The following is a 26,081-nucleotide window of genomic DNA, read 5'->3' as shown; positions in this document are numbered from 1 at the left end:
AGGATTGCCTTCTTCACGCTCAGCGCACTGCTCGACTTCTTGGCCCATCTTTCTCGTGCTACAATTTACGATGTCCGAACGACAGCACTGCTTGGCAAGCAGTTCGGATCGCCGATCAGCGTCTCGCAAAAATAGTCAATGCAACTAGGGAGGTGATGATGAACAGACGCGCGTTTCTCACCACAACAGCAGCCGCGACAATGGCAGCAACCGTGAAAATGGCTTCGGCTACGAGCGTAGCGCCATTCGGTCAAACGGGCGCTCCAACCAGGTCGACCGAGCCGTTGCCATTGGGGCCGCTATCGGGAAGCCGCTACCCGGATGCTCACCTGGAATCCATGAAGAAGGGCAAGGCCACGTTCGGGCCGGCTGACTTTCCGGCGTTCGCCGGAACGATGGCGGTAGAACGCGTCGCAACGGGATTTCGATGGGCCGAGGGGCCGGTCTACTTCCCGGCTGGCCGCTATGTCCTGTTCAGCGATATTCCAAACAACCGCATCATGCGCTTCTCGGAAGACGACGGTCACGTCAGCGTGTTCCGCCAGCCATCCATGAACTCGAACGGTAACACCATCGATCGCGAGGGCCGTTTGATCACCTGCGAGCATTCTGGCCGACGCGTTACCAGGACTGAATTGGATGGTTCGATCACCATCATCGCTGACAAGTACAATGGCAAAAGGTTGAACTCGCCAAACGACGCGGTTGTCACGTCCGATGGTGCGATCTGGTTCACCGATCCGGCCTACGGCATCGGCGGCTTCTATGAGGGCATCAAGGCCGAGCCCGAGCAGGAAAAGCACAACGTTTACCGCGTCGATCCTAAATCAGGGGACATCAAGGTGATCGCCGATGATTTCGTTGAGCCGAACGGGATTGCGTTCGCGCCCGATGAGAAGAAGCTGTATGTGATCGACACCGGTTTCACCGACGGGCCCGACAATCCCTCTCACATCTGTCAATCGGCGTTCAACTGGGACCCCCTATCGGCATCCAAAAGGGACCCCTTTGATCGGCGTGCTCTGCTGGTAGCGCTCGGGTCGTCGGAGCTGGTCGGGGTTGCGGAGACGGCGCGAGCGCGGGTTGTTTGAACATCGTCGCGGCTTTTGAATCGCCAGCTGTCGTTGCCGGTCTCGACGATGTCGCAGTGATGGGTCAATCGGTCGAGTAGCGCGGTGGTCATTTTGGCATCGCCGAACACGCTCGGCCATTCGCCGAACGCAAGATTGGTGGTGACAATGATGGAGGTGCGCTCGTAGAGCCGGCTGACGAGGTGGAAGAGAAGCTGGCCACCGGACTGGGCGAAGGGCAAATAGCCGAGTTCATCCAGCACGATGAAGTCCATCCGGGTCAGATGCTCGGCGAGCCGTCCTTGTCGTCCGTTGCGGGTCTCGGTCTCGAGGCGATTGACGAGGTCGACTACGTTGAAGAAGCGGCCGCGGGCACCGGATCGGATGCAACTTCTGGCGATGGCAATGGCCAGGTGTGTTTTGCCTGTACCGGTGCCGCCAACCAGCACGACGTTGCGTTGTTGAGCGATGAAGCCGCCGCCGGCGAGATCATTGACGAGAGTCTGATTGATCGGCGTGCCGTCGAACTGGAAGTCGGCGATGTCCTTGGCAAGCGGCAGCTTGGCAATGGTGAGCTGGTATTTGATCGACCTGGCTTGCTTCTCGTTGATCTCGGCGTTGAGCAGGTCGCCGACAATGCGCTGAGGTTCGTGCTGGCGCTTGACGGCAGTTGCCATGATCTCGTCGAAGGCAGCCTTCATGCCGTAGAGCTTGAGTTCGCCCATGAGGTCGAAGATTTGGGTTCGTTCCATCAGATGGTCCTCCGGAGGTTGTCGTAGCGGGCAGAATCGGCGATCGGCGCATGACGGAGCGTCAGTGCGGCCGGCGTCATGATGTTGGCCGGTGGGGCAGGTTCACGTTGACGGGCCAGGATGTTGAGAACGACATCTGCGGAATGGACGCCATGACCGAGCGCTTCGGCACAGGCCGCTTCCACCGCGGGCAGACCGTCAGTCAGCACCGCGTTGAGGATGTCGACCATCTGCCGATTGCCATCGTCGGTGCTGGCAAGCTTGCGCCGGATCCGCTCGATCGCGGCCGGCAGCACCCAGTCTTTGAAGGGAGCACCGTTGCGCAAGGCGCCGGGTTTGCGGGCGAGCACCGGCACATAATGCCAGGGGTCGTAGACAGTATCGCCGCGGCCAAAGGATCGCGGGTGCTCGGCAACGATGCGTCCATCCTGACGGATCACGATGCGATCCGCATAGGCTTGAACCTCGACCGGTCGTCCGACTGCGCTGGCTGCGACCGAGTACTTGTTGTTGTCGAAGCGCACCAGGCAGGTCTTCGAGACCGATGCCGTCACTGCGTGGAAGCCGTCGAAGCGGCCGGCATAGGGAACGAGTTTGGGGCGTTCGGCTTCGAACACTTCCCAGATCATCTGATCGGCCAGCTCCGGATGGCGATGAGCCTTGGCGTAGGCGATGCATTTGTCGAGCAGCCAGGCGTTCAACTCGTCGAGGTTTTTGAACCGCAGCCGCGGCGTGAAGAAGCGTTCCCGGACCAGCCCGACCTGGTTCTCGACCTGCCCCTTCTCCCAGCCCGACGCTGGCGTACAGGCGACCGGGTCGACCAGATAGTGGCTGCACATCTGCAGGAAGCGGCGATTGTAGAGACGGCCTTTACCGACGAAGATCGTCTCCACCGCGGTCTTCATGTTGTCGTAGATGCCGCGGCTGCAGGCGCCTTTGAACAGGGCGAACGCCCGATCGTGGGCGTCGAACACCATCTCCTGCGTCTCGCGCGGATAGGCCCGCACGAACAGCATGCGACTGTGACAGAGCCGGACATGAGCGGCCTTCACCATCACCGTGGTGCCGCTCAGCAGGACGACCTCATGGCTCCAGTCGAACTGGTAGGCTTCGCCTGGTGCAAAGCTCAGCGGCACATAAGCCGACGCTGTCGAGGTGCCGCGTTCCTTGCTCCACCGTCGTGCGTATCGACGAACCGCATCATAGCCGCCGGCATAACCGAGGCCGCGAAGCTCCTCGAATAGCCGGATCAGCGTCAGCCGTTCCCGCGCCGCCTTGCTCTCATTCCCTGCCAGCAACCGGTCAAGCGTAAGCGTCGCTCTGAGGCCCATTTGATTGGTGCTTGACGTCTATTTTGAACGCGTGGTGCGCCGGCGCGGCTTCCATATTTCCGACAATGCGTTGACGGCGGCCTCGAGCGCCTTCCGGTCGACGACGTTGGGATCAAACTGCTCAGGGCCCCAGAGGCGCATTTGTTCGTGCTCCGGATGGGTGGGGTCGCGGATGGCGTCGAGGTATTCGGTATAGCCTGACGCACCGCCGACATCTTCCGGAGGACAACGGCCGGCGGCCTCGAGCAAGAGGGGAAGTCCCTCCGTTGTCGTGTTGTCGAACCACTTTTCGAGCTTGATCACGTGATCCCAGCTGTCGCCGAAGTCGTAGAGATAATGGATCGTCTTCGCGCCGGTCTCGTGAACGATATTGGAGAGCCGCGTCTTGCGAGCATCGATGGGCTGAGGGCCAAAATCTCCATCGGGATCAGGGATACCCCAACGTCCTTCGCCAGCCAAAAACTCGAAGAGATGGCTATTCGTCCAGCCAAACGCCGCCTGAAGCGTCAGATGCAGCCGATCAAGGCGCAGCGTGAGCGGCACGACAAGGCATCGCATCACCTCCGGTTTCACGTCCTTGAGAGTCACCTTGATCCGGACCGCGGTCGTGCTGAGGCTCATGCCGCAAGCCTCGGATCTTGTGCATGCATCGTATAGGTGGATGCCCAGGGAAGCAGTTCGTCCAGCCGTGCCGCCGGCCAGCCATTGACGAGCTTTGCGAGAACGTCGGCAAGCCAATACTCGGCGCTGACGCCGTTGAGCTTACAGGTCTCAATGAGCGACGCCAGCAATGCCCAATTCTCAGCACCCTCGTCACACCCGGCGAACAGGGCGTTCTTGGCATTGAGCTTGATCGGCCGCATCGCACGCTCCACTGCGTTGGTGTCCATTTCGATGCGCCCGTCATCAAGGTAGAGCGTCAAGCCGTCCCAATGACGCAGTGCATAGCGTAAAGCTTTCGCCGTCTCACTCTTCTGCGCGAGGTGACCAAGCTTCGCCTCAAACCACTGCTTCAAGGCTGCAGCCAACGGCCGGGCATGCGCCTGCCGGCCCGCGCGGCGCTCGGCGTCAGATCGGCCACGGCGGGCTTTCTCGACCGCGTAGAGCTGGGCGATGCGCTCGAGGGCCTCGCGGGCAACCGGCGCCGGCGCCGGCGAAGCCTCGCGCTCGATCTTCACAAACTGGCGCCGGAGATGCGACCAGCAGAATGCGAGCGTCCCGGACAAGGCGTCCGCACGCGTCTCTCGCATCATGGTCTTGTAAGCCTGATAGCCGTCGCAGTGGATGATGCCGCGATAGCCTTCGAGCAGTCGCAAGCCATGAACGGCGCCGCGGCCTGGTGCATAGGCATAGACCACGCCGGGCGGATCAGGCCCGGCCCAAGGCCTGTCATCGCGCGACAGCGCCCAGAAGTAGCCGGTTTTGGTCCTGCCGCGCCCGGGATCCAGCACCGGCGCCGGGGTCTCATCGACACAGAGCTTCGGAGAGGCGAGTAGAAGCTCGCGCAGGCGATGCCACAAGGGCTTCAATTCCTGGGCGGCGTAGCCGACCCAGAAGGCGAGCGTGGAACGGTCGATGGCGATACCGTGCGTCGCCAGCATCTGCGTCTGGCAGTAAAGCGGCAAATGCCAATGATACTTGGCATCGATCACATGCGCGACGAGCCGCTCGGTCGGCAGTCCTCCCCTGATCAATCGCTCGGGAGCAGCATGCTGGAGGACGACGCCGTGACAGGCGCGGCAGGCCAGTTTGGGGCGGCGGGTGACGATAACGCGATACTGCGCCGGTACGACGTCCAGCCTCTGGCTCTCATCGTGACCGATCTCAAAAAGGTCGCCTGCGCAGCACGGGCAGCAGGTTGCAGCGGGCATCAGGGTCTCGATGATGCGCGGCAAATGCTCCGGCAGCTTGCCACGATTGGCCCTGCGCTCGGCAGCTCTCTTCTCGCGTGTTTTGGGATTGGCGCGGTCCTCGGCTGCTTCGAGAGCCGCGACAGCCTGATCGATATCCTCCAGAACAAGCTGGAGCTGATCACCGTCAAGCTTTTCCGACGATCGACCGAACTGCGCGTCTTTTGCAAGCTTGAGCAACCGCTCGAGCCTGGCGCAGCGATCCAGCAGAGCCGCGGCAAAGACGCGCAACTCGGCTGGATCGCTCGGCAGTTCATCAGGCAAATCACTCATTGGCCCGAGTCTGCCATGCTTCGCGCCCCGATGCAGCGAAGATTTTATGTCCTACGCAAGCGCTTTCGGCTGCGGGATTCGAGGCGCATGCATGCGTGTCCAATCCATGCCGGCCAGAAGCGCGGACAACTGCGCCGCGTTCATTCGCATGACGCCGTCAACGACCGGCGGCCACTGGAAGGCGCTGCCCTCAAGCCGCTTCCAATACAGCACGAGGCCACTACCATCCCAGACCACGATCTTCACCCGATCAGCGCGCTTCGCACGGAAGACCACCGCCACCCCCTTCATCGGATCGTGGCCCAGCGTCTCCTTCGCCAACAGCGCCAGACCATCCGCGCCCTTCCTGAAGTCTACAGGTCGGGTCGCAACGTAAATCATGAGGCCAGCGGGAGCCGTCAGCATGAACGTGTCCGGCGCAACGCAACAAACACATCACTCAGCACGGCAAGTCCAGGCGTCCCTCGCACCTCAACTCGTGCCCCCTGGAGCTCAACCGTCACAACGGCTGCTTCCGGCGATCCGGAGGGCGCGGCACGCGACGATTCCGACACCAACGGCACAAACGACAGTGCACCCGCCGCAGCTGGCAGCACCAGTTGACCTAAACGCGCCCGGCGCCGCCAGTCATGCACCTGCTGTGGCCGGCAGCCATGCCGGCGTGCGATATCTGTTACAACCGCGCCCGGCTCAAGGCTTTCCGCGACAATCCGGGCCTTCAAATCATCCGGCCACTGCTTACGGCCTGCGCCGGCGTACACTTCGATACGCTGTGTCAATGGTCGTCTTATGTCGTCCGAATGGTCGTCCATTGTGAGCACCCTTGCAGAAGATGACTCTTCTAACGGTGCTCCCAAGATCGCGCACAGACAATCTAAAGGGCCGCGGCGCTACGCTTACGGTCAAGCTCGGCACTCCAGGGACCCATCTTCGGGAGCGGCTGCGTCTCGCGCTCATACCGGAACTCCGTCGCTTGAGAACGAATGACCTTGCGAACCACCTTCCGCGATACGCCAAGTTCTCGGCAGATCGCCTTGATCGGACGACCATCAACAAAGTAGGCGCGACGGATCTTACCAATCGTCTCCACCACCAGCATCCCAACCTCGGCTTCCATGACTCGATGGAAGCCACTGTGGACCCTTATCCCGGGGTCCCGATTGGATGCCGATCACCCCGAAAACGGGGTCCTTATTCCATGCCGAAACACACTCTTACCCAGTCGATACCAGACCATTAGGTCACTGCATATCAAACGGGAGGAAGCACACGTCGTCAACGGGCCTCACCGGCGGGAGTGCATCGGGCGGATTAAGCTGAATGATGCTTGCACTCACCGGCTTCGGTGCGCGGCGGCGCACAACAAACACCACGCCCGAAATGGTGGCTCGCCTCCATACCACTCGACAGGCAACCGTCTTCTGAAGACCGCTGAACAACAGATCAAACTCGCTGGCGAATATGTAATAGGGTGCGGAAAGGCAAGCGCCAAAGGCATTGATGTCGCGCACCACGCACGGATGCACCCCCACATTTCCATAGAATGAAATCAAGGCCGGCATATTAACGATCTCGCGCGGCAGAGCGCGACGTTCCAATGACCTTTCAATCATGACGAGAATCCCGCAGAAGCTTCTTTGCTTCGGTTGCCGGTCCCGCCGGACCTCGTCAAACAAGGTACTTCGCGCCCTCCGCCAGACAAGCAGTTGTACTGACTAATTAGAGTTGACTCTAATTCTTCTATCAATGCGAGAATGGACGGTTCAAAAAATTCGCGCGACACACGAAAACGCGCAGATCGAGGATGGCTAAGGCGGATGAATTGAGAAGCTGTTTTGGCAGCTATTGGCCATTCTGCAAAGTGGCGACACCACTCACTAGCTCGCTGAATCCGTGGGGGACTGGCATGACTCGTCATCGCGGGCAATCTTCTGCCGGAATGCCTAGATGAGCTGCTGCCGGTTTGATGGACACCAAGATTGGGTGTTTTATCGAGCCAGAGGTGGGTCATGCAGAGACGGAAGTTCAGTCGAGAGTTCAAGATCGAGGCGGTCAAGCTCGTCAGGGAGCGCGGGGTATCTGTGGCGCAAGCTGGCCGAGACCTGGGCGTTCATGAGAACGTGCTGCGCAAATGGGTGAAGGAGTTCGGCTTCGACGCTGCGCAGTCCTTCCCCGGCCACGGGCAAATGAAGCCTGAGCAATTGGAGATCGAGCGGCTGCGGCGCGAGGTCAACAAGCTGAAGGCGGAGCGGGATATCCTAAAAAAGGCCGCTGCCTACTTCGCGAAGGAAGCGACATGAAGTTCGGCTTCATCGCGAAGCACCGGGGCATCTGGCCGGTGGCATGGCTATGCGAAGCGATGGGCGTGTCGCGGTCGGGCTTTCATGCCTGGCTGAACCGATCGCCCAGCGCCAGATCCCGAAGCGACGAGACCGTAGGCCAGCAGGTCAAGGTCAGCTTCCTTGCCAGTGACCGGACTTACGGCGCGCGGCGCGTCTGGCGAGACCTTCTGGCGGACGGCGTCGAATGCGGCCTGCACCGGGTCGAACGGCTGATGCGCCTGCAGGCCCTGCGGGCGCGGCCACGACGCCGGCGTCTGCCGAAGGACGCAGGCCATCGCCAGATTGCGAACGTGGCGTCGAATCTTCTGGATCGGCAGTTCGAGGCCGAGCGCCCGAACCAGAAGTGGATCGCCGACTTCACCTACATCTGGACGGCTGAGGGCTGGCTCTATGTGTCGGCGGTGATCGACCTGTTCTCGCGCCGGGTGGTCGGCTGGTCGATGAGCGCCAGCATGACCGCCCAGTTGGTTGCGGACGCCCTGTTGATGGCGGTCTGGCGGCGCGGCAAGCCGGATGCCCTGATGCATCATTCCGATCGCGGCAGCCAGTACGTCAGCGAGCAGTTCCAGCGCTTGATGGCTGATAGCGGCATCGTCTGCAGCATGAGTCGGTCCGGCAACGTCTGGGACAACGCGGCGATGGAGAGCTTCTTCTCGTCGCTGAAAACCGAACGCACCGAGCGCAAAACCTATCGCACCAGGAACGAGGCCAGAGCAGATGTGTTCGATTACATCGAGCGGTTCTACAACACGACCCGACGTCACTCGACGATCGGTTACCTCAGCCCTGTTGAGTTCGAGCGCAAGGTGGGATTAGCTTAACCCGGTGTCCATCAAACCCGCAGCAGCTCAAGACGACCGGGTTGTAGATGACAATGCGGTTCGCTTGATCGGCGCCTTCGTTGCAGCCCTCGATCACTCATTCAGGAGGTCCGCTTACCTAGGCATGGCGGACCTGATTTGCTCGCGTTTGCGGCATGTAGTCGAGCGTCGGTCACTATGCGCTTTGTACGGCGAGCCGATCACGCTGCTGTTGTCACAGATCAGCCGCCGCCAAACTTGGATGGATCATTGTAGGAAGGAGGATCGTCGTGGTCGGTCCGCAGACCACCCGGAACGGAGTCGTCACGATAGATCCGCACACCACCTGGAGTGACATAAGCTGGTGAGCGAGTTCCCCGAGGGAATGTTCTAAGGCCTGATCGCCGAGGGCCCAGGATCGTGACGCCTCGAACGACAGGGCGAACAGTGGGAAGGTTGTAGTTCAATGTGCCTTCTGCAAGGGCACCTTCACTTGGGACAGCGAGGAGTATTGCTATTCCGATCGTTGTAAGTTTCATACTGGATCCGCGCATAATTGTGTCGCTTGGTCGAACAGATAAGACACGCCCGCACCCGTTCCAAGCCGTTCACCTCCTCGCAGAGCGTTAATCTTCTGAGCACCGTTCCGTTTAAAGACCGCTTCGGAACTGCCATCACTTCCATTGTTGCCCATCTCCGACCTCCCGAACCGCGCCGGTGATGTCCGCTCCCGCTGCTCAACCGGAAGTACGCAGCCGGAATGCCGAACGGCCGCTTGTGCCCGAAGCGAACCTGCCGGCCATCTCCTTAGCTCACCCGCCCCCCTGCCACAGCGAGCAAGATCCTCACTCAAAGGCCTCTTCCAGAACGAAGTCTTCTGATAGTATGCCTTTCTACCCTGGGGGCAGATATGGCGCGGTCGGCGAAAAGGCGCGGCAAGAGCGGCATTGGGAAAACGCGCACGGCGAGCCCATCGACGGGCCGTAAGGTTAGCAAGACCAAGAACCGCATTGCATCAGCAGCCATCCGCGGCAAGCGTCATTCGGTCTCCGACACAAGCGAAGATCTGAAAGAAGCCCGCGAACAGCAGGCAGCGACGGCCGAGATATTGAAGGTAATCGCCAGTTCGCCCGATAGCGTGCAGCCGGTGTTCGAAGCAATAGTCACCAGCGCGGCGAAGCTGTTCGAGCCTTGCTCCGCGACCATTACAATTCTGCAGGACAATAAGCTGTACTGGGGCGCGTCGGCAGCTTCAATCTCCGGCTTCGATGTGGATCGTGTTCGAACGATTTATCCGATTCCATTTGATGTAAACCTCTCACCATCCGCGCGAGCGGTTCTAGAGCGGCGGATCATTGAGATTCCGGATACTGATCGGTCCGACACGCCGGCCATGACGCAAAGGGCCGCCGCGACCGGTGGCTTTCGATCCATCACCTTCGTGCCACTCATCGATCGGAAGAAGGGCATCGGCACCATCATTTTTACTCACCCGGAAGCCGGATTCAGATACTCGGAACGGCAGCTGGATTTCATTCAGACATTCGCCGATCAGGCCGTAATCGCGATCCAGAACGCGCGGCTGTTCAACGAAGTTCAGCTGCGCACGCGCGACCTGTCGGAAGCGCTGAGGCAACAGACAGCGATGTCGGACGTCTTGCGCGTCATCAGCGGCTCATCCGGCGATCTTGGGTCGGTATTCAGGGTCATGCTCGACAAGGCCTTACAAATTTGCGAAGCGTCGTACGGCAACATGATGCTCGCCACCAACGGCGGACTCGAGCTGGCGGAACTGTATAACTCGCCGCCAGCATTTGCTGACCTATTCAAGAACGGTCCGCTTACACCCCCACCTGCAACAGCGCTCGGCCGGGTTCTTGCCACCAAGAAAGCCGTCCATGTTCCCGACCTGTTGGCAGAGGGCCCTGCTGTTCAGCAAACCGCGCTTCGCATTGTCACTGTGACGAACATGCGGGCTCGGACCTTGCTTGCCGTACCGATGCTCAAAGAAGCCGATCTAGTTGGCGTCATCGTCATCTATCGCCAAGACATGCGTCCCTTCAGCGAAAAGCAGATTGAGCTTGTCACGAACTTCGCAGATCAGGCAGTGATCGCCATTGAGAGTGCTCGTCTACTTAATGAGTTGCGCATGCGCACGGGACAGCTATCGCGGTCCCTTGAAGACCTCCGCGCTGCACAGGATCGCTTAGTGCAGACCGAGAAGCTGGCTTCTCTCGGTCAGCTCACCGCGGGCATTGCCCACGAGATCAAGAACCCGCTAAACTTCGTCAACAATTTTTCGGCGCTCTGCGTAGAATTGACTAACGAGCTAAAAGAGATTTTGACGCAGGAGAGGCTGACTGACAAAGGCCGTGAGGAAACGAACGAGTTGACCGGGTTGCTTAAAGATAATCTCAGCAAGGTGGTCCACCATGGCAACCGTGCCGACTCGATCGTCAAGAACATGCTGCTACACTCTCGTGAGGGCTCCGGCGAGCGCCGGTCCGCCGAGATCAACAGGCTAGTTGAGGAGAGCCTTAGCCTTGCCTATCACGGCGCCCGAGCGGAAAAGGCCGGCTTCAGCATAACCATTAAGCGTGACCTTGATCCCGAGGCGGGTGCTTTGGATCTTTACCCGCAGGAGATGACCAGGGCGCTGCTAAATCTGATCTCCAACGGCTTCTATGCAGCGACAAAACGCAAGGCAGAGACCGGCGACGTAGCCTTTGAGCCAGTCCTCAGCGCCCTCACCAGACATCTCGGCGAGGCCATCGAGATCCGCATTCGCGACAACGGAACGGGTATCCCGCCCGACGTAAAGGAAAAAATGTTCGATCCCTTTTTCACAACGAAACCGGCGGGAGAAGGGACAGGCCTTGGTCTCTCGATGACACATGACATCATAGTCAAGCAGCATGGCGGCCGGATCGATGTCGACACGGAGCCCGGCATCTTTACGGAGTTCGTTATTACCTTGCCGCGGCACAACGGGACTACGGCTGGCCCGCAGCTCGAATGACTGCTTGAGGGGTTTCGGATGTCGGCGGCGCGCAGGGGCCGGCGTCTGAAAGACGCAACGCTTGCTCTATCGGCCGCATAGCCGCTTGGTGCCACGTCATCGTCCTTCAAGCTCACCACGTCGCAACCAGGTCCTGCAGCGCAGAGCCTTTTTAGTAGCGACACCTCTTTCGCACCCCGGTCCATCGGAGATATTAAAGCGCTGACTGCCAGACACCGGCTAGTCTAGTTTTCGTCCGGCTCGCGTACGACTGCGGGTTCGTCATCCTCCTCTTCGTCGTCCTCCTCGTCCTCTTCGTCTTCATCAGGATCTCGGGGCGGCATCACGGCGATCGCTGTAGTGAGAAATGTTTCGAAGGTGTGTTGCTTCATGTTGTTGTTACTCCTCGAAAAGCACGCGCAACGAATATTCCTGACGGGCGACATCCGTTTCCAGGGCGCGATCGCCCCAACGCGACGGCGATCGGATCGACTGCAGCGGCAAGGGGTGGCACCCCACGCAACTGGCGGGGTTTACGAATACTTTATGCCCAAGGACGCATCAGGTTCGATATTCACCAAAACTTCGCCGGTCGTGATTTCGGGATCTCCAAGATCGAGGTCATGCAGACTTGCCTGAACAAACTCCAATATCTTAGCGTTTGCTGCTTTTGCGCTTTCGCGGTCCTCGAATATCATCACGGCGACCCCAACGCCGTCGCCCCCATCCAGCAGGTAGTAAGATCTGAATCCTAGCGATTGCCGTAGGATCTGACCGATGCCGCTCTTGGCGCGGCGAGCAGCGTCTGCAACCGAACGAACCTTGGTGTACTTGCGAATGACTATGTAAATGAGGTCACCACGCGTTACGGTTCCCGCCCGGCGCATCAAAGCATAGCGGTTCGAGTTGGACTAGGGCCCTGCTTCCAGGATGGATCACAAACGCCGATCGGCGGGCGCGCGACGCGCCTTCCTCCAGTGAGCCAACCTCGCCCCGCAAGCGGGGCGAGGTGCTGAGGCTCAGGAATCCTCGAACTTGAACGATACGTTGAGCTTGGCGCGATAAGCCTCTACTTTTCCCTTCGCATCCAATTGCATATCGAGCTTGACTACCTCTGCAATGCGAAGATCTCGGAGAGATTTCGCAGCTAACTCGACCGCATTGGCGGCCGCCTTCTCCCATGAGTCGCTGCTGGTACCAATCAGTTCAATGACCTTGTAGACGCTATCAGGCATGTCGTCCTCCTGTTCGGTATGAAGCAGGAAGCAGGCGCTCCCTGCCGTTGTGAAATCTAGCATCAGGATGATGCGACGCGATACGATCCCCGACGCGCTCGTCCTAGCCGATGAGGAACAAGCTGCATTGGAGATGGCGCCTTTTGTATGCAAGACGGCCAAGGCAGCCTTTGACCGAACTGCGACATCCGCACGATCTATAGTTCCGCCAAGGCAAACATAAATAAAAAGCCCCGGCCGGTCGCATCGTGACAACCTTCACGGAAGGTAGGCACGACAATCGCACCGGGGAAGTTCGTGATATCCCAGCACTTGTGGCTCGATCCCCAACCGCCGTTTGCGCCGATGTAGAAGCCGCTCCAGTCGTAGATCGCAGCCACCATCGGGGGTGGCGCGTTGGTGTAGGAACGTGCAGCCAGGTCAGTGGCCGACGCGGGAGAAGCCACGACCAGCCGTACACACCAGAATTGTCTTCATGGTATTTCTCCATCTCCATCGCTTCTGATTTGACTGAAAGGATAAATGCACGAGCGACCGTTTATGAGCTCGTTCCGGCAGCAACGCCTGAGTTCAATTCCACCTTGAACGATAGGACCATCAGGCCCTGAGAATCCGTGCCCGAAATGCGACTCCCGGTTTTTGAAAAATGCGCCCCATAGGGCAAGCCTTCTGACCTTCTAAAGCAGGTGCGAAGACTTGAATGAGTCTGGAAGTGGCCCATTCGAGGCTTGCCCGCCTGCCCTCAGACGCGAGGCCGGCGCACTTTCGCGATGAGGTCAGATGGTGGCACGCGATCCCACGGTCACGCTCAAGCGGTAGATCGCTGCTCGGCCCTTAGGAATTCGTTAACCATCGCGGCCTAGCCTGTCGTCATTGGCCGGTCATCATCAGCGGATTGCGGAAGTCTGGATCGTCGATATCAACGTTCTTCGCAACAATCGTTTCAATCCGGCCGCGGACCCGGTTCGCAGTCTCGCGCTTCTCCACCCAGATCGGCTTGAGCAGATCGTGGATGTGGCTCGGCTTGATCTCCGGGATGGTGAGCTTGCCGATGGTGGGATAGGCGTAACGCTTGAGGGAGGACGGCCACTGATCGCGATGCTTCCCGCTCCAGGTCGACCAATTCATCCGGATGTAGGCTTCCGCGCATTCCTCGAACGTCGGCAACACAGCCTTGGCCTCGACGGTTTTCGCCTCTTCACGTGCCTTTCGCCTCTCCTGCACTATGTCCACGCCGACGTTGCTGCGATCGCCTTTCACCCGCAGCCGCGCCGCATCCCGTGCCAGCCGCGCATCCTTTAGCGATACTTCCTTGAAGGAGCCAAGGCCGTGCCAGCGCTCCTTGCCGTCTTTCCAATATCTGTATGACCAGCTCTTCGATGTTGGTCCGGTAATGATCAAGTAGAGCCCATCGCCATCGGCGTATTTGCCGGGCTTGGTTTGGCGCTGTACGTCGAGCGGTTTGAGCCTTCCAGCCATTGTTCCTCCGGGAAAAACCGTCCTCCGAACCCACGGGCAAAAACCACGGTTAGCGACCCGATTAGGAGGAACACCGGCGAACTGCAAAGTACAGACCTTCGGCGCAAGCCCCTGATTTTGCTGTGGAGTTCGAACAACTGCGAACAGAGGAGAACAATATACTGGCGGAAGGGGTGGGATTCGAACCCACGGTACCCTTGCGGGCACGCCGGTTTTCAAGACCGGTGCCTTAAACCACTCGGCCACCCTTCCGGATCAATGATTTCAATTGCTTAGCGTTACCCTCGGATAGAACAAACCGCGAAATTGGCACCCGATTGGCACCTAACGCGCCAGCGCCGCATTGATTGCCGCCGCCGCCTTGCCGTCGTCGTTCCTAAACAAGTGCGCGTAGACACGCAAGGTGATGTCTGGCTTGGCGTGTCCGAGCCGGTTTGAGATCGTGACAATATCCACGCCGGCGTCGATTAGTTGGGATGCGTGGGTGTGGCGCAGATTGTGGAACCCCATTCGGGACTGAAGTCGCTCCAAGCCTTGCTGCAGCGCTTCTGGGAGGGCATCGCTCCGTCTACGCCTGCGAACAACAGCGCGTTCTCAGGAAGCTTGCCTGCGCCCAGCTTAAGCCGCAGCTCCAATTGCTGTTTCCGAAAGTCGCGCAGCGTCTCGGTGAGCACGTCGGGCAATGTGATATCCCGGCGCCCCGCCCTTGTTTTTGGAGCTTTGAACCGAACGCCGTGCGCCTTGGTCTCCTCGAGCGCCTCGCGCACCTCTATTACCTTGCGGTCGAGATCCACCCTGCCCCATCGCAGTGCCAGCACCTCGCCGATCCGCATTCCGGTAAACAGCGAAATCATCGCAGGGACGAAGAGCCGATGGCCGCGCATCGTTTCGATGAAAGCCGGGACGTCCCTGACGATCACCATTTCCTCATCATCCACCTTTGGTGCCGATTCGCCAGCGACGACGTTCTTAATGACCAGCTCATTTTTAGCTGCGTCACGTAGTGCTTTGCCGAGCACGCGGTGGGCGTGGCCAATGGTTCTCGGTGCAAGACCCCCCTTCCCGTCAGCGCGACCGCTGTTCCGCAACGTTGTGTGCCATTCCTCAATGTCGATCGTTCGAAGCTTTTGCAGGGGCTTCGCGCCAATGTGCGGCACGATCTGATTTTCGGCCAGTTCGCGGTAGCGCTCGGCCGTCCTGGCGCTGATGTCGCCCGCGGCTTCCCAATGGTCGACGCGACCGCGCACCCATTCGGCGACTGTGATCTTGTGCGGCTCGACGTACTTCGCCTGCGCTACCGACGTGATCAGCTCGGCGAGCTTAACCTGCGCCTGCCGCTTCGTGCCTCGGAACGTGTGGAACTGCGTCTTCCGCTTGCCCGTTTTCTCATCGTGGCCAGCATCGAACTTAAGACGCCAAGAGCTCTTCCCGCGTTGCTGAATGTGGCCCTTCATTTCTCATCATCCTTGGCTAATTGCTCAACAGTCTCCTCATCGTAGTAGCCCAGCAATATTGGGTGGCTCCCATCCTCATTCTGAATTTCGAGATCTATGATGGAACGAAAGATTTTCTCGGCAAAAGCCTTTCTGGCCGCGCTCGTGGCAGCCCATCCGTGCTGTCGGGGGATTTGGCGGACGAAAGCCCTCAGCAAATCGGCATTCACGTCGTCGCCGACCATCAATGTGAGAAGCCGACTATCTCGAACCGCGGCCTTGTAGTCCGCCTCGCGCTCGGCCTGCTCTTCAGCCTTCCGGCGAATTTCTTCGTCTATTTGGTCGGCGCGCCTTTCCATGTCGCGACGCCATGCCTCGTGCGCCTCCTCTTGCTGGAAGGAATGCTCGATACGCTCGACGGCCTCAGCGTTCGCAGAGGTGGCCTTCTTTTCAGCCGCTTTCTCGATCTTGCGTCGCAATGACTCGCGAATTCGTAGTTTGAATTGCACGTAATCTGTGGGCTTTCGCGCCATTTGGTTCATCCCGGCACCAGTTGGGACCAGAACTAACACAATTCTGTGGGGTAACACAAGTGGTACCCTTGACGGCATGGCGCCACAGGCTCTAACAATAGGTACTTAATTTGGTACCTATGACCAGGGAGTGGAAAATGTCCACGCAGCGACTTACGATTACTATTTCGGAAGCAGCCGAGCGGCTCGGCGTTTCCCGGAACACGGCATACGAAGCCGCCCGCCGCGGTGACATCCCCGTAATCCGGATCGGCAAGCGCTTCTTGGTGCCGATCGCCGCATTCGAGCGCCTGCTCGCCGAGGCCGCTTAAATGAATGACGCATTCATGGAGAAGGCGCCGAAAGAAGGAGCCGGCATAATGCTCCATGAGATCCATCAGCGCGATGACGGCCTTTACGAGGTGATCAGCGGTGACGGCGCCGCCGGGCCGTTCCCGAGCTATCTGTTTGCAGAGGCGATAGCTGAAGGCAGGGCGCCGGAGCCAAAGCCGGCATTCCGGAGGCGCTTCATGATCAAGCGTGAGGTGTCCGTTGCAGCCTCCGCCTGATCCAGAAATGCGAACCCCCGCGACCGGCCAGGGCCACGGGGATGTTTCGCAAACCAGTTTGAACATCTACGAATTTATCGAAGCCCCGCTCACCCTGCAACAGCAAAGGGTGCGGCGCCTTTACGCAGTATCGGTTGCCACGGCGGCGACCATTGCGCGCCTTGCATATGCGGTGGCGAGATGACGAACAGGATAGTGCTTGTCGCCATCGATTCCATCCAGATCGCCCCGCGGTTGCGCAATGTTGGCCCGGCGGCGGTGACGACGCTTGCAGAGAGTATGAGCCGGCTTGGTCAACTGCAACCGATCTCGGTCTGCTACGAGGGCACCAATTCAAGCTTTACTCTTGTTGCCGGGCTACATCGCCTCGCTGCAGCAAAACGTCTCCGGTGGAAGGAGATCGAAGCCATCGTGGTCAATGGCAATGAGCTAGATCATCGGCTTCGGGAGATCGCCGAGAACCTGCACCGCGCCGATCTGTCCAAGCTCGAGCGTGATGAACAGGTCGCGGAATGGATCAAGATCACAGAGCGAACTCAATCCCGACAAGATGTCGCGAATGAAAGTAAGCGCGAAGACGGTCGCGGCCATCGCCCAGAAGGCGGTGTCGCCGCGGCGGCGCGAGAGCTCGGGGTTCATGAGAAGGAAGCTGAGCGAGCGGTCAAGGTTGCGTCCCTTAGTGACGATGCAAAGGAAGCTGCGCGGGAGTCGGGTCTCGACAATAACCGCTCTGCATTGCTTGAAGCTGCGCGCGAGACCGAGCCGGAAAAGCAGGTCGCCAAGATTTCCGCCATCGCAAAAGGGTCAAGGCTCTCAGAGAGGAAGTTCGCGCGGGCAGCGCGAGACTCTGAAACGCGCAAATTCGCAGCTTGGATTATAGCTCGATCAAAGCCGGGGGACATCGCGAAGATAGCGAATTGGCTGAAGTACACGAAAGCCGATGAGGTCTTAGCTGTGATCCGCGAGATGCAGCAATGACCGCCCGCCGCGCGCCTCGCATCTTTGCAAGCGACGTCCGCCGGCTTGGCGGCAGCGTCACCATTTCGGCAGGTCGGGATCGGGTCGAGGGCTCGATCTATTTCACCGTTCGGCACGTTTCCCGCGGCGGTGACGTTGCCTTCGAATCGCGGCCCATTGCCGATGAGGACCAAGCCTTCCGGGCGGCTGCTGTGCTCGCGGAGTTCACCGGATCGCAGGTACGCAAATGAATGCGCCAGGCCCCGTTAGTGAAGCCCAGCGAGCACTGAGGAACGTCGCTAGAGATGTGGCGATCGCCCCTAAGGACGGTCGCTTATCCGCGCTCCGCAAAGCCGCAGACAATCTGCGTCCATTTGTTGGCGACGGATGGCTCAATCCCGCGGTGGCGGTCGATAAAATCTATGAAGTAGCCGAGATGCACGGGCTTTCCGGGCCGTCTGGCGGCGAGCGGGAAACCGAGATTATGGATATTGCCCGCTGCGCGACCGCGCCAATGCCGGCACCCGCAGCAGATACCGAAATCGCTCCGCCTTGCCTGATCACTGTCACTCCGGTGGCATGGAAAGGTACGGAGCCGCCAACACAGCGCTGGCTAGCTAGCGCCCGCATCCCGTGCGGCGATTTAACTCTGTATTCTGGCAACGGCGGCGCCGGAAAAACGGAGACGATCGTTCAGTTTCTCGTCTATCTCGCAGCTGGTCTCGGTGACTGGCTTGGCTGCGTCATTGAGAGCGGCCCAGCACTGTTTCTGTCTTGCGAGGAGCCGGAGGCAAATATCAGGGAGCGCATCGAGCGCATTTGCAAGGATCGCGGCATTGATCCGCATGCAATACCTGATCTTCACCTGCACTTTCCAGACCTAGAAGAGACGTGGCTGGTCACCGTTGACCGGTTCGGACGTGTGATCAAGACCGCACTGTTTTTGGCGCTAGAGAGCTGGATTGCCACGAGCAAGCCTAGGCTGGTCGTCATCGATTCTATAGCGGCGGTGTTCGATGGCGAAGCAGTAGCCCGCAGGCAGGTTCGCGCCTTTTTGGCGATGTTGCGAAAGCTCGCAAGGGATCACGACGTGGCGATCGTGCTGCTCGATCACCCCAGTGTTCGCGGCATGGCGGACGGCAGCGGGACCGCTAATTCCGTGGATTGGCGCAATTCGGTTCGCTCAATGCTGCACCTGTCGGAGGCGGACAAGGACGACCCGGACGCCCGGACGATGGAGGTCAAAAAGAGTAACTACGGCCGATCCGGGGAGAAGGTTAAACTCCGCTGGTCTGGATTGACGTTCACCACTGCCATGGCCGGCGAGGCCTCGCCCCACCGCGCTGCGGCTGACCGTGAGGTCGACGACACGTTTCTCCGGTTGCTCGACCGCTTCACCGCTCAGGGCCGCACCGTGAGGCCTAACACCGGCCGCGGCAGCGCACCGGCCGAGATGGCGGACGACCCCGACGCTGGCGGCGTCAAGGCCGAGGCGTTCCGTGCCTCCATGGGGCGCCTGTTAAACGCCGGCAAGATCAAGATCGTCGAGAGCGGCCCGCCCAGCCGACGCACCCGGCACATCGAAAGGGCAGCTCCATGACCTTCGATCGCCCCTTCGATCGGTCTTCAATCGGTACGAACGCCTATTCGATCGCCCCTGTTATCGCCCCTTCGATCGGGTTCGAACGCCTATTCGATCGGCTATCCACAATCCCCCCACACCCCTATGGCGATCGAAGCGCCCGCCGCGGCCTTGGGGGCCGCTGGCGCTTCGCCCGCCTAAGAGCAAGGCGGACACGCGTCGAGGCCGTGGATGAGTGAAAGCGACAACCCTTCACTCGATCCGGTAGACGAGAAAAAGCGCAAGCACGCCAGGCAGGCGAAGGAATCACGGGACCGCAAAAAATTGGGCTTGATCCGGATCTGGGTCACCGTCCCGCGGACAACGGCGGATTTTCTGCAGGATCGCGGGTACCTCCCGGAATGGGATACGGAGGACCGCGAGGCCGTTAGCGCTGCGGCCTCGAGATTCATCCTGGCCAACCGGTTGTTTGGTGAAGATGCGTGACAGCACACGCGCCTAAAGAGCGCTATGGAGTAGATTGATCCGCATGACACCAGACCAGATCAAAGCAACGGCGCGGGCAGTTATGCCTCCCGACATGGCGGCGGCAGAGAGTGAGCTGCGCGACATCGAAACGGCGCAGGCCGATCTCTGCTCGAAAATCGCGGCCGACCAGGGCATCGCAAGCGGCACTCATCAGTCCTGGGGGCGGAAACTTAATTCGCTGGAGGATCGGCGAGCAGCACAGGCTCGACTCGATTCTCTCAATGCCGAGGCCGCAAGGCTCGATCGCGCGGCGGCGGAAGTGCGCGGACGGATCAAGACATGCACTGCTTCCAATGCGGAAGCTGTGCGCGCTGCGTTGGTTCCAGTTCGCAAGGCAGCCGCCGAGCAGGTTGTTTCGAGCATTACGCAACTAACCGCGGCCATCGCCGCCATCAACGCAACCGGAATTTGCCTCAAGGAGGCCGGCGTCGACGCGGTGCGGCTGCCGACGCCGCTGCTTGCCGGCATGAGCACCATTGCAAAATCGATCATCTCGGCGGCTTCGCCGGAACTGGAGAAACGTTGATGCTGCCGGTAGTCAGACTGTCGAAACAGAAAAGCCGCGTCGCTCGAATCTTGCCCGAGATTCAAGATCTATTTCGCATCCGCAACTTGCGGCGAGAATTAGCGCGCGATCTGGACCTTGCGCCTGTCGGCGAATTTCGTCCGATGGACGCCAGAGCGCGCCATCTGGCCAGGATCGAGCTAGATTATGAGCGTCGATACGGTCACGCGCCCGATGTCCGGAAACTTGGGAATTAACGTGATGACTCGAAAATATCTGATCGACGGCGCGCTCCTGACTGCGGAACAGGTCGGTGAGATTAAGAATCCGACCGAGTCCCAGAAACGGCAGTTCATCCAGCAGAGCGGTATCTCAGATCAAAAGCTGCGGGAGATCGAGACGATGATGGCCGGGATCGCTCCCGTGATCCGGGACTACGTTGTCGATGCGGTGACCCCTCTAATTGATCGCCTCTGTCGGGTTGAGCAAAAGACGAAGACGCTCGAACTGCAGGAGCGGCCACTCGTCCCTTGGGCCGGCACCTGGGACGGGGGGAAGCAATTCACCCGTCATCAGTTTTGCAGCGACAAGGGCGCGATGTGGTACGCGGTTGCCGATTCCAAAGGCGTTCGCCCTGGGTCGGGTGAAGGGGTTTGGCGGCTCGTCGTAAAGGCCGGACGCGACGGAAAGGATGCGACGACGCGATGAAACCGCAAGACTTTGCATTCGCTGGCGCCTTCATGCGATTGAACCTTTGCGCACTCGACCGCGGCGGCCCGTACCCGCCGACCGTGGAAGCCACGCTTTGCGAAGACGGCCGCACGGTGATGCTGGAAGCACCCGACGGGGTGACAGCGTCATACGAGCTGGATGAAGTGACAAGCGAAGAGGCCTTCGAATATCGTCGGAGTGTGTTCGCTTGAGCAAAGATGCAATGACATTGGCGACCGCGGACGCACCGGCGCCTACGGAGGCCGAGCGGCGAACCGATTCCGCTCGGCCTCACACTTCCGAAACTTAACGTTGGCGCAATAAAGCGCGGTCGCAGTCGTGGGCTGCCTTAGTGGAGCGGGGAATGTAATGACACTTTCGCTTTTGGGTGCGGGGCCTGGTGCGCGCGCATCGGGCGGTGGCGGTGGTGTGAGTTTTGTCACATGGGATCCCACAACGGTCGCGAGCGTCACGTTGTCCGGCGGTGATCTCGTCTGACCTGCCCCTGAAGTTTCACCCAGTAGCGGTTAGAGTCTCGGCGGATGTTACGCCGTTTGGCGCGGTGTGAGCAACGTGCGATTGGCGGAGCTGGTCGGGGTTGCGGAGCCGATCGCACGTTGCGGTGAGGTAGGCGGCATAGGCCGCAGGGGTCAGATAGCCGAGCGAGGAATGCGGGCGTTGGCCGTTGTAGTCGCCGACCCAATCCGCAATCTTGGCGCGGGCGTGATCGAGGCCGAAGAACAAGGTTTCGTTGAGAAGCTCGTCCCGCATCCGGCCGTTGAAGCTTTCACAGAAACCGTTCTGCGTCGGCTTGCCCGGCGCAATGAAATGCCAGTCGATCTTGTTCTCCGCCGACCAGGCCAGCATGGCATTGCAGGTGAACTCGGTGCCGTTGTCGGAGACGATCATGCCCGGCTTGCCGCGCTGATTGATCAGCGCCGTCAGTTCGCGTGCCACCCGCCGCCCCGGGATCGAGGTGTCGGGGATGGCCGCCAGACATTCCCGGGTCACGTCATCGACGATATTCAGGACCCGGAAGCGACGGCCGCTGGCGAACTGGTCGTGGACAAAATCCAGCGACCACCGGGCGTTCGGCCGAGCCTCGACCAGTATCGGCGCTCGGGTGCCGACGGCGCGGCGGCGGGCCCGGCGCTTGCGCACGCTGAGGCCTTCCTCTCGATACAGACGGTAGATCCGGTTCCGCCCGGACGGCTCGCCCTGCTGGCGAAGCAGCACGAACAGCCGGCGGTAGCCGAACCGCCGACGGGCATTGGCAAGCTCGCGCAAGTGGCCGCGTAGTTCGGTGTCCGGCGGTCGGCACGATCGGTAGCGAACCATCTTGCGGTCAGCGCCGACGATGCTGCAGGCCCGCCGCTCCGACAGACCCATGGCGGCCTGCAGGTGCGCGACGGCTTCGCGCTTGGCGACGGGCCCTACCATTTTTTTGACAAAAGCTCGCGTAGCGCCGCAGCATCCAGCATCTGCTCGGCCAGCAGCTTCTTCAGCTTGGCGTTCTCGTCCTCGAGTTGCCGCAACCGCTTGGCCTCGGAGACGTCCATTCCGCCGAACTTCGCCTTCCAATTGTACAGCGTCGCTTCAGAGACGCCATGCTTCCGCGCCAAATCGGCAGTCTTCGCACCTGCCTCATGCTCAAGCAGCACGCCAATAATCTGCTCTTCCGTAAACTTGGCTCGCTTCATCTGTCCGTCCTTCAGAGGGCCGGACTCTAACTTCAACCGGAGGAAATCGGCAGGGGCAGGTCACGTCGCCACCAATTCCGGGACCACATCGACCAACCAAGGCGCGACCGGTTCTGGGAGCTTCAGGCAAGACTTCGGGCAAATATTATTTCGAAAAACTACGTTCACCACGCTCGCCGGCGGAAATAATGTAGGCGTCGGTGTGCGCCTCGGGCGTCGTGTTTTCGGTCTGGGCCACATCTCAGATCATGGTAGGTACCACGGCTTCGAATTATTCAAATATGGGAAATTCCGCGACGACCGGTGTTGTCGCGTACAAAACGGGGACGGTTTGGGCGAACGGCGGGGGTTGGCGATTGATCTAGACAATCGATCGTTCTGGGTTCGAAACGCGCCGAGCGGGAACTGGAATAATAGTGGCACCGCCAATCCGGCAACCAACACCGGCGGAATCGCCATCCCAGCCGGCACAATGGTCCCGTTCGTGACTTTTGGTGGCACCGGCGGTGTTGCAAATAACGTCCTCACCGCAAATTTCGGTGCGTCTGGTTTCAGTGGTGCGGTGCCGAGCGGCTTTACGTCCGGCTGGCCGGCGTAATGAGCGATAGATCGCAGGCGCCGACAAGCGCGGAAAAAGATCGAAGTGAGCTCATGAGCACAGTAAGTGAAACTGCAGGCCAAGCCCGGCGGCACTGGCGCAAGCGATATTGGACCCCGCGTTGGCGCGCCATCCGGGCGGCACAACTCCAGCGTCACCCACTTTGCTGCCATTGCCTCGACGCGGGACAGCAGGTGGATGCGACCGTCTGCGACCACGTCGAGCCGCACCGCGGCGATGTCGACAAGTTCTGGTCGGGCCCCTTCCAGAGCCTCTGCAAGCCCCATCACGACAGCAGCAAGCAACGTGCCGAGCGTCAAGGCTACAGCGGCGCGGTCGGTGACGACGGCTTTCCGATCGACCCATTACACCCAGCGAATAGCGGACGCGTGCCCATCCCTGGGGGGGTGGGCGGCAACTCCGGAACGACTGCCCCCGCCACCGCTCGGGGGGCTTTGGACACAGAGTCGCGAAACTGAAAGGATTTTTGTTAGTGAAAGGGAGAAGGCCGACGCCGACACACCTAAAGCTTGTAAAAGGGAATCCCGGTCGGCGACCGGTCAATAAACGCGAGCCGAAGGTGGCGCGTTCACGTCCATCCGCGCCTGCACATATGTCTGACCGAGCGCGGGAAACCTGGGGGTACGTTACCGGCCTCCTCGACCGAATGGGCGTCCTCACCGAGATCGACGGCGTAGCGCTTGAGATGCTCTGCGAAGCCTATGCGGACTTTTTGGCCGCTCGAGCTGAGCTCAAAGCCTTCGGATCTGAATACTACGCCACGTCGACCGCAGCCGGCGACCAAATGCATCGGGTCCACCCTGCGGTGGCCCAGAGGAATGATGCTGATCGGCGCATACGCGCCTGGTTGGCCGAATTCGGAATGACCCCAAGCGCACGGGCGCGAGTGAAAGCAGATGGCACTGAAGACGACGACCCCGCGGAAAACTACTTCGCGTCCTGATCCAGCAACGGCGTATGCGGTGGCTGTTGGCGCCGGCAAGATCGTTGCCGGGCCGCACGTCCGCGCGGCTTGTAAACGTCATCTGCAAGATCTGGAGACGGGTGAAGCGCGCGGTCTGGTGTGGGATCCTGCCGCCGTCAAGCGCGTGGTGGCGTATTTCAAGGATATCCTTACGGTCGAGATCGAGGACACCGGGGACGACGGCGCCGTGACCAGTCGCGCCGTGCCGTTCGTCCTCCAACCTTGGCAGGCGTTCATCGTCGGCTCCCTCTTCGGTTGGAAGCGTTCGGACGGCCTCAGGCGATTCCGGCGCGCCTACATCGAGGCGGGCAAGGGATCCGGCAAGTCGCCACTGGCCGCCGGTATCGGTCACTACATGCTGACGGCGTTGGGCAAGCTGCGCGCGGAGGTGTACTCGGCTGCCACCGACAAGGACCAGGCCGCTATCCTCTTCCGTGATGCTGTCGCGATGTGGCAGCGCTCGCCGCAGCTCAATAAGCGGCTGCTACCGTCCGGTGTGAATCCTGTGTGGCAATTGACCGATACCGCCCGATCCTCATTTTACAAGCCGATCAGCTCTGACAAGCGTGGCAAATCGGGTATCCGTCCTTACTGTGCCTTGGTGGATGAGATCCACGAGCATCCCGATAACGAAGTCATTGAGATGCTGCGCGCCGGCACCAAAGGTAACCAGGACGCGCTAATCTTCGAGATCACCAACTCGGGCTTTGACCGGAAATCGGTCTGCTTTAGCGAGCATGAATACTCAATACGTGTGGCCCACGGAGAGGCGGAGAACGACGCGTGGTTCGCTTATGTCTGTGCGTTGGACGAAGGCGACGACCCCTTCGAGGATGAGGCGTGCTGGCCCAAGGCAAACCCGACTCTCGGTGTCACCATCCAACCCCAATTCATCCGCGAGCAAGTCAATGAGGCGAAGGGCATGCCATCAAAGGAGGCGATGGTCCGGCGCCTTCATTTCTGCGAATGGACAGACAGCGTGACAGCGGCCTTTTCGCGCGGCGCGCTGGAGATAGTGTTCGGCGAGGTCGACGCGGATGCACTGACCGAGCGAGGCTACCCCTGTTTTGGTGGCCTCGATCTTTCCCGGGCAAACGACTTAACAGCGTTCACGCTGACTTGGCTGCTCGATAAGACGGTCGACAAGTGGCGGTTCGCGTCGCGAACCTGGTTTTGGACCCCGAAGGATACCCTTCACGAACGCGCCAAGGCCGATCGCGCGCCGTATCCGCTCTGGGTTGACAACAAATACATGGAAGCGGTGCCCGGCCGGCGTATCGGCTACGGCTGGGTCGCGGACGCGCTCGGCACGATTTGCGCGAAATATCAGCCTGTCTCGATTGGCTGCGATCAGTACGGCCTCGAGAACCTTCGCGAACAAATGGCTGAGCGCGGATTGTCGCTGCCGTGTGTCGTTCATCCGCAGGGATTTCAGAAGCGGATCATCTCAGAGACCAAGGGGAAGAGCGAAACGGGCGCCGAAGACATCTATCTATGGATGCCGGACTCCATCAACAAGCTCGAAGCCGCGGTGATCGAGGAGCGGATCGTTATCGAGAAGAACCCGGCACAAACAATGTGTCTGGCCGGAGTCATTTATGAATCAAATCGAACAGGGCACCGCATGTTCGCGAAGGACAAGGCGACCAACCGCATCGACGGCGCCGTCAGTCTGGCTATGTCGATTGGCATCGCGACATGTAGCGGCGGAGAGAAGAAACCTAAAAAGTATCAGCTATTTTTTACGTAGGAGTGACGGGTGGAGAAGGAATTTGATTTCGAAGAGGCGATCAAGGCATATCAGCAAACGT

General features: G+C 60.0%; 27 protein-coding genes, 1 tRNA gene and 5 pseudogenes. 14 read left to right on the top strand and 19 right to left on the bottom strand.

The window, feature by feature from the left end; translation table 11 throughout:
• Positions 1–338: 338 nt before the first annotated feature.
• Positions 339–956 (top strand): annotated as a pseudogene (locus RX329_RS22810) (SMP-30/gluconolactonase/LRE family protein); the annotation flags it as partial.
• Positions 957–958: 2 nt separating this feature from the next.
• Here the strand turns inward: RX329_RS22810 and istB are convergent.
• From istB to RX329_RS22770, 8 genes and pseudogenes are all read right to left on the bottom strand, one after another.
• Positions 959–1,822, bottom strand: a complete 864-nt coding sequence (gene istB / locus RX329_RS22805; protein WP_317244294.1) for an IS21-like element helper ATPase IstB — start codon at positions 1,820–1,822, stop codon at positions 959–961.
• 8 nt (positions 1,823–1,830) lie between these two features.
• Positions 1,831–3,153, bottom strand: a pseudogene (gene istA, locus RX329_RS22800) (IS21 family transposase); the annotation flags it as partial.
• An 18-nt stretch (positions 3,154–3,171) separates the two neighbouring features.
• Positions 3,172–3,741 (bottom strand): plasmid pRiA4b ORF-3 family protein, encoded by a 570-nt coding sequence (locus RX329_RS22795; protein ID WP_317244293.1) that lies wholly within the window; start codon positions 3,739–3,741, stop codon positions 3,172–3,174.
• 29 nt (positions 3,742–3,770) lie between these two features.
• Positions 3,771–5,336: an IS66 family transposase gene (tnpC, locus tag RX329_RS22790; protein ID WP_317244292.1), complete on the bottom strand. Its 1,566-nt coding sequence runs from the start codon at positions 5,334–5,336 to the stop codon at positions 3,771–3,773.
• 51 nt (positions 5,337–5,387) lie between these two features.
• Positions 5,388–5,741, bottom strand: a complete 354-nt coding sequence (tnpB, locus tag RX329_RS22785) for an IS66 family insertion sequence element accessory protein TnpB (protein WP_085394292.1) — start codon at positions 5,739–5,741, stop codon at positions 5,388–5,390.
• Positions 5,735–6,148, bottom strand: coding sequence for an IS66-like element accessory protein TnpA (tnpA, locus tag RX329_RS22780; RefSeq protein ID WP_094183533.1), 414 nt, complete (start codon positions 6,146–6,148; stop codon positions 5,735–5,737). Before tnpA ends, tnpB begins: the two co-directional genes overlap by 7 nt.
• A gap of 89 nt (positions 6,149–6,237) precedes the next feature.
• Positions 6,238–6,435: pseudogene (locus RX329_RS22775) on the bottom strand (IS21 family transposase); the annotation flags it as partial.
• A gap of 142 nt (positions 6,436–6,577) precedes the next feature.
• Positions 6,578–6,949 (bottom strand): PilZ domain-containing protein, encoded by a 372-nt coding sequence (locus RX329_RS22770; RefSeq protein ID WP_317244291.1) that lies wholly within the window; start codon positions 6,947–6,949, stop codon positions 6,578–6,580.
• Positions 6,950–7,345: 396 nt separating this feature from the next.
• On the opposite strand from RX329_RS22770, the gene RX329_RS22765 reads away from it, so the two are divergent.
• Together RX329_RS22765 and RX329_RS22760 are read left to right on the top strand one after the other, a co-directional pair.
• Positions 7,346–8,499 (top strand): IS3 family transposase gene (locus RX329_RS22765; protein WP_088940822.1). Its coding sequence is split into 2 segments (ribosomal slippage): positions 7,346–7,595 and positions 7,595–8,499, totalling 1,155 coding nucleotides; the frame shifts between segments, so codons are not numbered across the junction.
• 889 nt (positions 8,500–9,388) lie between these two features.
• The gene (locus RX329_RS22760; protein WP_317244290.1) at positions 9,389–11,497 is read left to right on the top strand and encodes a GAF domain-containing protein; all 2,109 of its coding nucleotides are present in this window, start codon (positions 9,389–9,391) and stop codon (positions 11,495–11,497) included.
• Positions 11,498–11,721: 224 nt separating this feature from the next.
• Here RX329_RS22760 and RX329_RS22755 read toward each other — a convergent pair whose 3' ends face one another.
• The 9 genes and pseudogenes from RX329_RS22755 to RX329_RS22720 all read right to left on the bottom strand — a co-directional run bounded on the left by RX329_RS22755 (position 11,722) and on the right by RX329_RS22720 (position 16,156).
• Positions 11,722–11,868, bottom strand: a complete 147-nt coding sequence (locus RX329_RS22755) for a hypothetical protein (RefSeq protein ID WP_317244289.1) — start codon at positions 11,866–11,868, stop codon at positions 11,722–11,724.
• A gap of 141 nt (positions 11,869–12,009) precedes the next feature.
• A complete protein-coding gene (locus RX329_RS22750) occupies positions 12,010–12,363 on the bottom strand; it encodes a hypothetical protein (protein WP_317244288.1) in 354 nt (117 codons plus the stop codon).
• A 132-nt stretch (positions 12,364–12,495) separates the two neighbouring features.
• Complete coding sequence (locus tag RX329_RS22745; protein WP_247339559.1) at positions 12,496–12,711, bottom strand: dodecin family protein; 216 nt, start codon at positions 12,709–12,711, stop codon at positions 12,496–12,498.
• Positions 12,712–12,947: 236 nt separating this feature from the next.
• Positions 12,948–13,163, bottom strand: a pseudogene (locus RX329_RS22740) (hypothetical protein); the annotation flags it as partial.
• 418 nt (positions 13,164–13,581) lie between these two features.
• Positions 13,582–14,277 carry an Arm DNA-binding domain-containing protein gene (locus RX329_RS22735; RefSeq protein ID WP_317244287.1) on the bottom strand — a complete coding sequence of 232 codons (696 nt, stop codon included), beginning with the start codon at positions 14,275–14,277 and terminating at the stop codon, positions 13,582–13,584.
• 75 nt (positions 14,278–14,352) lie between these two features.
• Positions 14,353–14,442: transfer RNA gene (locus tag RX329_RS22730), tRNA-Ser, on the bottom strand.
• Positions 14,443–14,514: 72 nt separating this feature from the next.
• Positions 14,515–14,700 (bottom strand): tyrosine-type recombinase/integrase, encoded by a 186-nt coding sequence (locus RX329_RS41985; protein ID WP_410706042.1) that lies wholly within the window; start codon positions 14,698–14,700, stop codon positions 14,515–14,517.
• A complete protein-coding gene (locus RX329_RS22725; RefSeq protein WP_410706041.1) occupies positions 14,658–15,644 on the bottom strand; it encodes a site-specific integrase in 987 nt (328 codons plus the stop codon). The genes RX329_RS41985 and RX329_RS22725 overlap by 43 nt, the downstream gene beginning before the upstream one ends.
• Positions 15,641–16,156 carry an Arc family DNA-binding protein gene (locus RX329_RS22720; protein WP_317244286.1) on the bottom strand — a complete coding sequence of 172 codons (516 nt, stop codon included), beginning with the start codon at positions 16,154–16,156 and terminating at the stop codon, positions 15,641–15,643. Before RX329_RS22720 ends, RX329_RS22725 begins: the two co-directional genes overlap by 4 nt.
• A 137-nt stretch (positions 16,157–16,293) precedes the next feature.
• Here RX329_RS22720 and RX329_RS22715 point away from each other — a divergent pair, with 137 nt between their 5' ends.
• The 9 genes from RX329_RS22715 to RX329_RS22675 all read left to right on the top strand — a co-directional run bounded on the left by RX329_RS22715 (position 16,294) and on the right by RX329_RS22675 (position 21,199).
• A complete protein-coding gene (locus RX329_RS22715) occupies positions 16,294–16,467 on the top strand; it encodes a helix-turn-helix domain-containing protein (protein WP_317244285.1) in 174 nt (57 codons plus the stop codon).
• A complete protein-coding gene (locus tag RX329_RS22710) occupies positions 16,468–16,704 on the top strand; it encodes a hypothetical protein (protein ID WP_317244284.1) in 237 nt (78 codons plus the stop codon).
• A gap of 195 nt (positions 16,705–16,899) precedes the next feature.
• Positions 16,900–17,682 (top strand): ParB/RepB/Spo0J family partition protein, encoded by a 783-nt coding sequence (locus tag RX329_RS22705; RefSeq protein WP_317244283.1) that lies wholly within the window; start codon positions 16,900–16,902, stop codon positions 17,680–17,682.
• Positions 17,679–17,912 carry a hypothetical protein gene (locus tag RX329_RS22700; protein WP_317244282.1) on the top strand — a complete coding sequence of 78 codons (234 nt, stop codon included), beginning with the start codon at positions 17,679–17,681 and terminating at the stop codon, positions 17,910–17,912. The genes RX329_RS22705 and RX329_RS22700 overlap by 4 nt, the downstream gene beginning before the upstream one ends.
• A gap of 56 nt (positions 17,913–17,968) precedes the next feature.
• Positions 17,969–19,261, top strand: a complete 1,293-nt coding sequence (locus RX329_RS22695) for an AAA family ATPase (RefSeq protein WP_317244281.1) — start codon at positions 17,969–17,971, stop codon at positions 19,259–19,261.
• Between the two features lie 213 nt (positions 19,262–19,474).
• Positions 19,475–19,729: a hypothetical protein gene (locus tag RX329_RS22690; protein WP_317244280.1), complete on the top strand. Its 255-nt coding sequence runs from the start codon at positions 19,475–19,477 to the stop codon at positions 19,727–19,729.
• A 34-nt stretch (positions 19,730–19,763) separates the two neighbouring features.
• Positions 19,764–20,297, top strand: coding sequence for a hypothetical protein (locus RX329_RS22685; RefSeq protein WP_317244279.1), 534 nt, complete (start codon positions 19,764–19,766; stop codon positions 20,295–20,297).
• Positions 20,298–20,483: 186 nt separating this feature from the next.
• Positions 20,484–20,984: a hypothetical protein gene (locus RX329_RS22680; RefSeq protein WP_317244278.1), complete on the top strand. Its 501-nt coding sequence runs from the start codon at positions 20,484–20,486 to the stop codon at positions 20,982–20,984.
• On the top strand, positions 20,981–21,199 hold the full coding sequence (locus tag RX329_RS22675) for a hypothetical protein (RefSeq protein ID WP_317244277.1): 219 nt from the start codon (positions 20,981–20,983) through the stop codon (positions 21,197–21,199). The genes RX329_RS22680 and RX329_RS22675 overlap by 4 nt, the downstream gene beginning before the upstream one ends.
• A gap of 301 nt (positions 21,200–21,500) precedes the next feature.
• Here the strand turns inward: RX329_RS22675 and RX329_RS22670 are convergent, their stop codons facing one another.
• Positions 21,501–22,568: an IS3 family transposase gene (locus RX329_RS22670; protein WP_317244276.1), complete on the bottom strand. Its 1,068-nt coding sequence runs from the start codon at positions 22,566–22,568 to the stop codon at positions 21,501–21,503.
• Positions 22,535–22,687 (bottom strand): annotated as a pseudogene (locus RX329_RS22665) (transposase); the annotation flags it as partial. The pseudogene RX329_RS22665 and the gene RX329_RS22670, both read right to left, overlap by 34 nt.
• A gap of 1,211 nt (positions 22,688–23,898) precedes the next feature.
• Here RX329_RS22665 and RX329_RS41980 point away from each other — a divergent pair.
• Both RX329_RS41980 and RX329_RS22660 read left to right on the top strand, forming a co-directional pair.
• Positions 23,899–24,249 carry a phage terminase small subunit P27 family gene (locus RX329_RS41980; RefSeq protein ID WP_410706040.1) on the top strand — a complete coding sequence of 117 codons (351 nt, stop codon included), beginning with the start codon at positions 23,899–23,901 and terminating at the stop codon, positions 24,247–24,249.
• The gene (locus RX329_RS22660; protein WP_317244275.1) at positions 24,203–26,020 is read left to right on the top strand and encodes a terminase large subunit; all 1,818 of its coding nucleotides are present in this window, start codon (positions 24,203–24,205) and stop codon (positions 26,018–26,020) included. Before RX329_RS41980 ends, RX329_RS22660 begins: the two co-directional genes overlap by 47 nt.
• Positions 26,021–26,081 lie beyond the last annotated feature (61 nt).

Source organism: Bradyrhizobium sp. BWC-3-1 (genome assembly GCF_032917965.1).
Lineage (GTDB): Bacteria > Pseudomonadota > Alphaproteobacteria > Rhizobiales > Xanthobacteraceae > Bradyrhizobium > Bradyrhizobium canariense_D.
Note: the sequence above shows the minus strand (reverse complement) of the source record. Positions and strands in the feature narration are given on the sequence as shown.

Bases quoted from the DNA above. Each gene is read 5' to 3' on its own strand.
- istB (WP_317244294.1), bottom strand. From the start codon at position 1,822: ATGGAACGAACCCAAATCTTCGACCTCATGGGCGAACTCAAGCTCTAC.
- tnpC (WP_317244292.1), bottom strand. From the start codon at position 5,336: ATGAGTGATTTGCCTGATGAACTGCCGAGCGATCCAGCCGAGTTGCGC.
- tnpB (WP_085394292.1), bottom strand. From the start codon at position 5,741: ATGCTGACGGCTCCCGCTGGCCTCATGATTTACGTTGCGACCCGACCT.
- tnpA (WP_094183533.1), bottom strand. From the start codon at position 6,148: ATGGACGACCATTCGGACGACATAAGACGACCATTGACACAGCGTATC.
- RX329_RS22770 (WP_317244291.1), bottom strand. From the start codon at position 6,949: ATGATTGAAAGGTCATTGGAACGTCGCGCTCTGCCGCGCGAGATCGTT.
- RX329_RS22760 (WP_317244290.1), top strand. From the start codon at position 9,389: ATGGCGCGGTCGGCGAAAAGGCGCGGCAAGAGCGGCATTGGGAAAACG.
- RX329_RS22755 (WP_317244289.1), bottom strand. From the start codon at position 11,868: ATGAAGCAACACACCTTCGAAACATTTCTCACTACAGCGATCGCCGTG.
- RX329_RS22750 (WP_317244288.1), bottom strand. From the start codon at position 12,363: ATGCGCCGGGCGGGAACCGTAACGCGTGGTGACCTCATTTACATAGTC.
- RX329_RS22745 (WP_247339559.1), bottom strand. From the start codon at position 12,711: ATGCCTGATAGCGTCTACAAGGTCATTGAACTGATTGGTACCAGCAGC.
- RX329_RS41985 (WP_410706042.1), bottom strand. From the start codon at position 14,700: ATGGGGTTCCACAATCTGCGCCACACCCACGCATCCCAACTAATCGAC.
- RX329_RS22725 (WP_410706041.1), bottom strand. From the start codon at position 15,644: ATGAAGGGCCACATTCAGCAACGCGGGAAGAGCTCTTGGCGTCTTAAG.
- RX329_RS22720 (WP_317244286.1), bottom strand. From the start codon at position 16,156: ATGGCGCGAAAGCCCACAGATTACGTGCAATTCAAACTACGAATTCGC.
- RX329_RS22715 (WP_317244285.1), top strand. From the start codon at position 16,294: ATGTCCACGCAGCGACTTACGATTACTATTTCGGAAGCAGCCGAGCGG.
- RX329_RS22710 (WP_317244284.1), top strand. From the start codon at position 16,468: ATGAATGACGCATTCATGGAGAAGGCGCCGAAAGAAGGAGCCGGCATA.
- RX329_RS22700 (WP_317244282.1), top strand. From the start codon at position 17,679: ATGACCGCCCGCCGCGCGCCTCGCATCTTTGCAAGCGACGTCCGCCGG.
- RX329_RS22690 (WP_317244280.1), top strand. From the start codon at position 19,475: ATGAGTGAAAGCGACAACCCTTCACTCGATCCGGTAGACGAGAAAAAG.
- RX329_RS22680 (WP_317244278.1), top strand. From the start codon at position 20,484: ATGAGCGTCGATACGGTCACGCGCCCGATGTCCGGAAACTTGGGAATT.
- RX329_RS22675 (WP_317244277.1), top strand. From the start codon at position 20,981: ATGAAACCGCAAGACTTTGCATTCGCTGGCGCCTTCATGCGATTGAAC.
- RX329_RS41980 (WP_410706040.1), top strand. From the start codon at position 23,899: ATGTCTGACCGAGCGCGGGAAACCTGGGGGTACGTTACCGGCCTCCTC.
- RX329_RS22660 (WP_317244275.1), top strand. From the start codon at position 24,203: ATGGCACTGAAGACGACGACCCCGCGGAAAACTACTTCGCGTCCTGAT.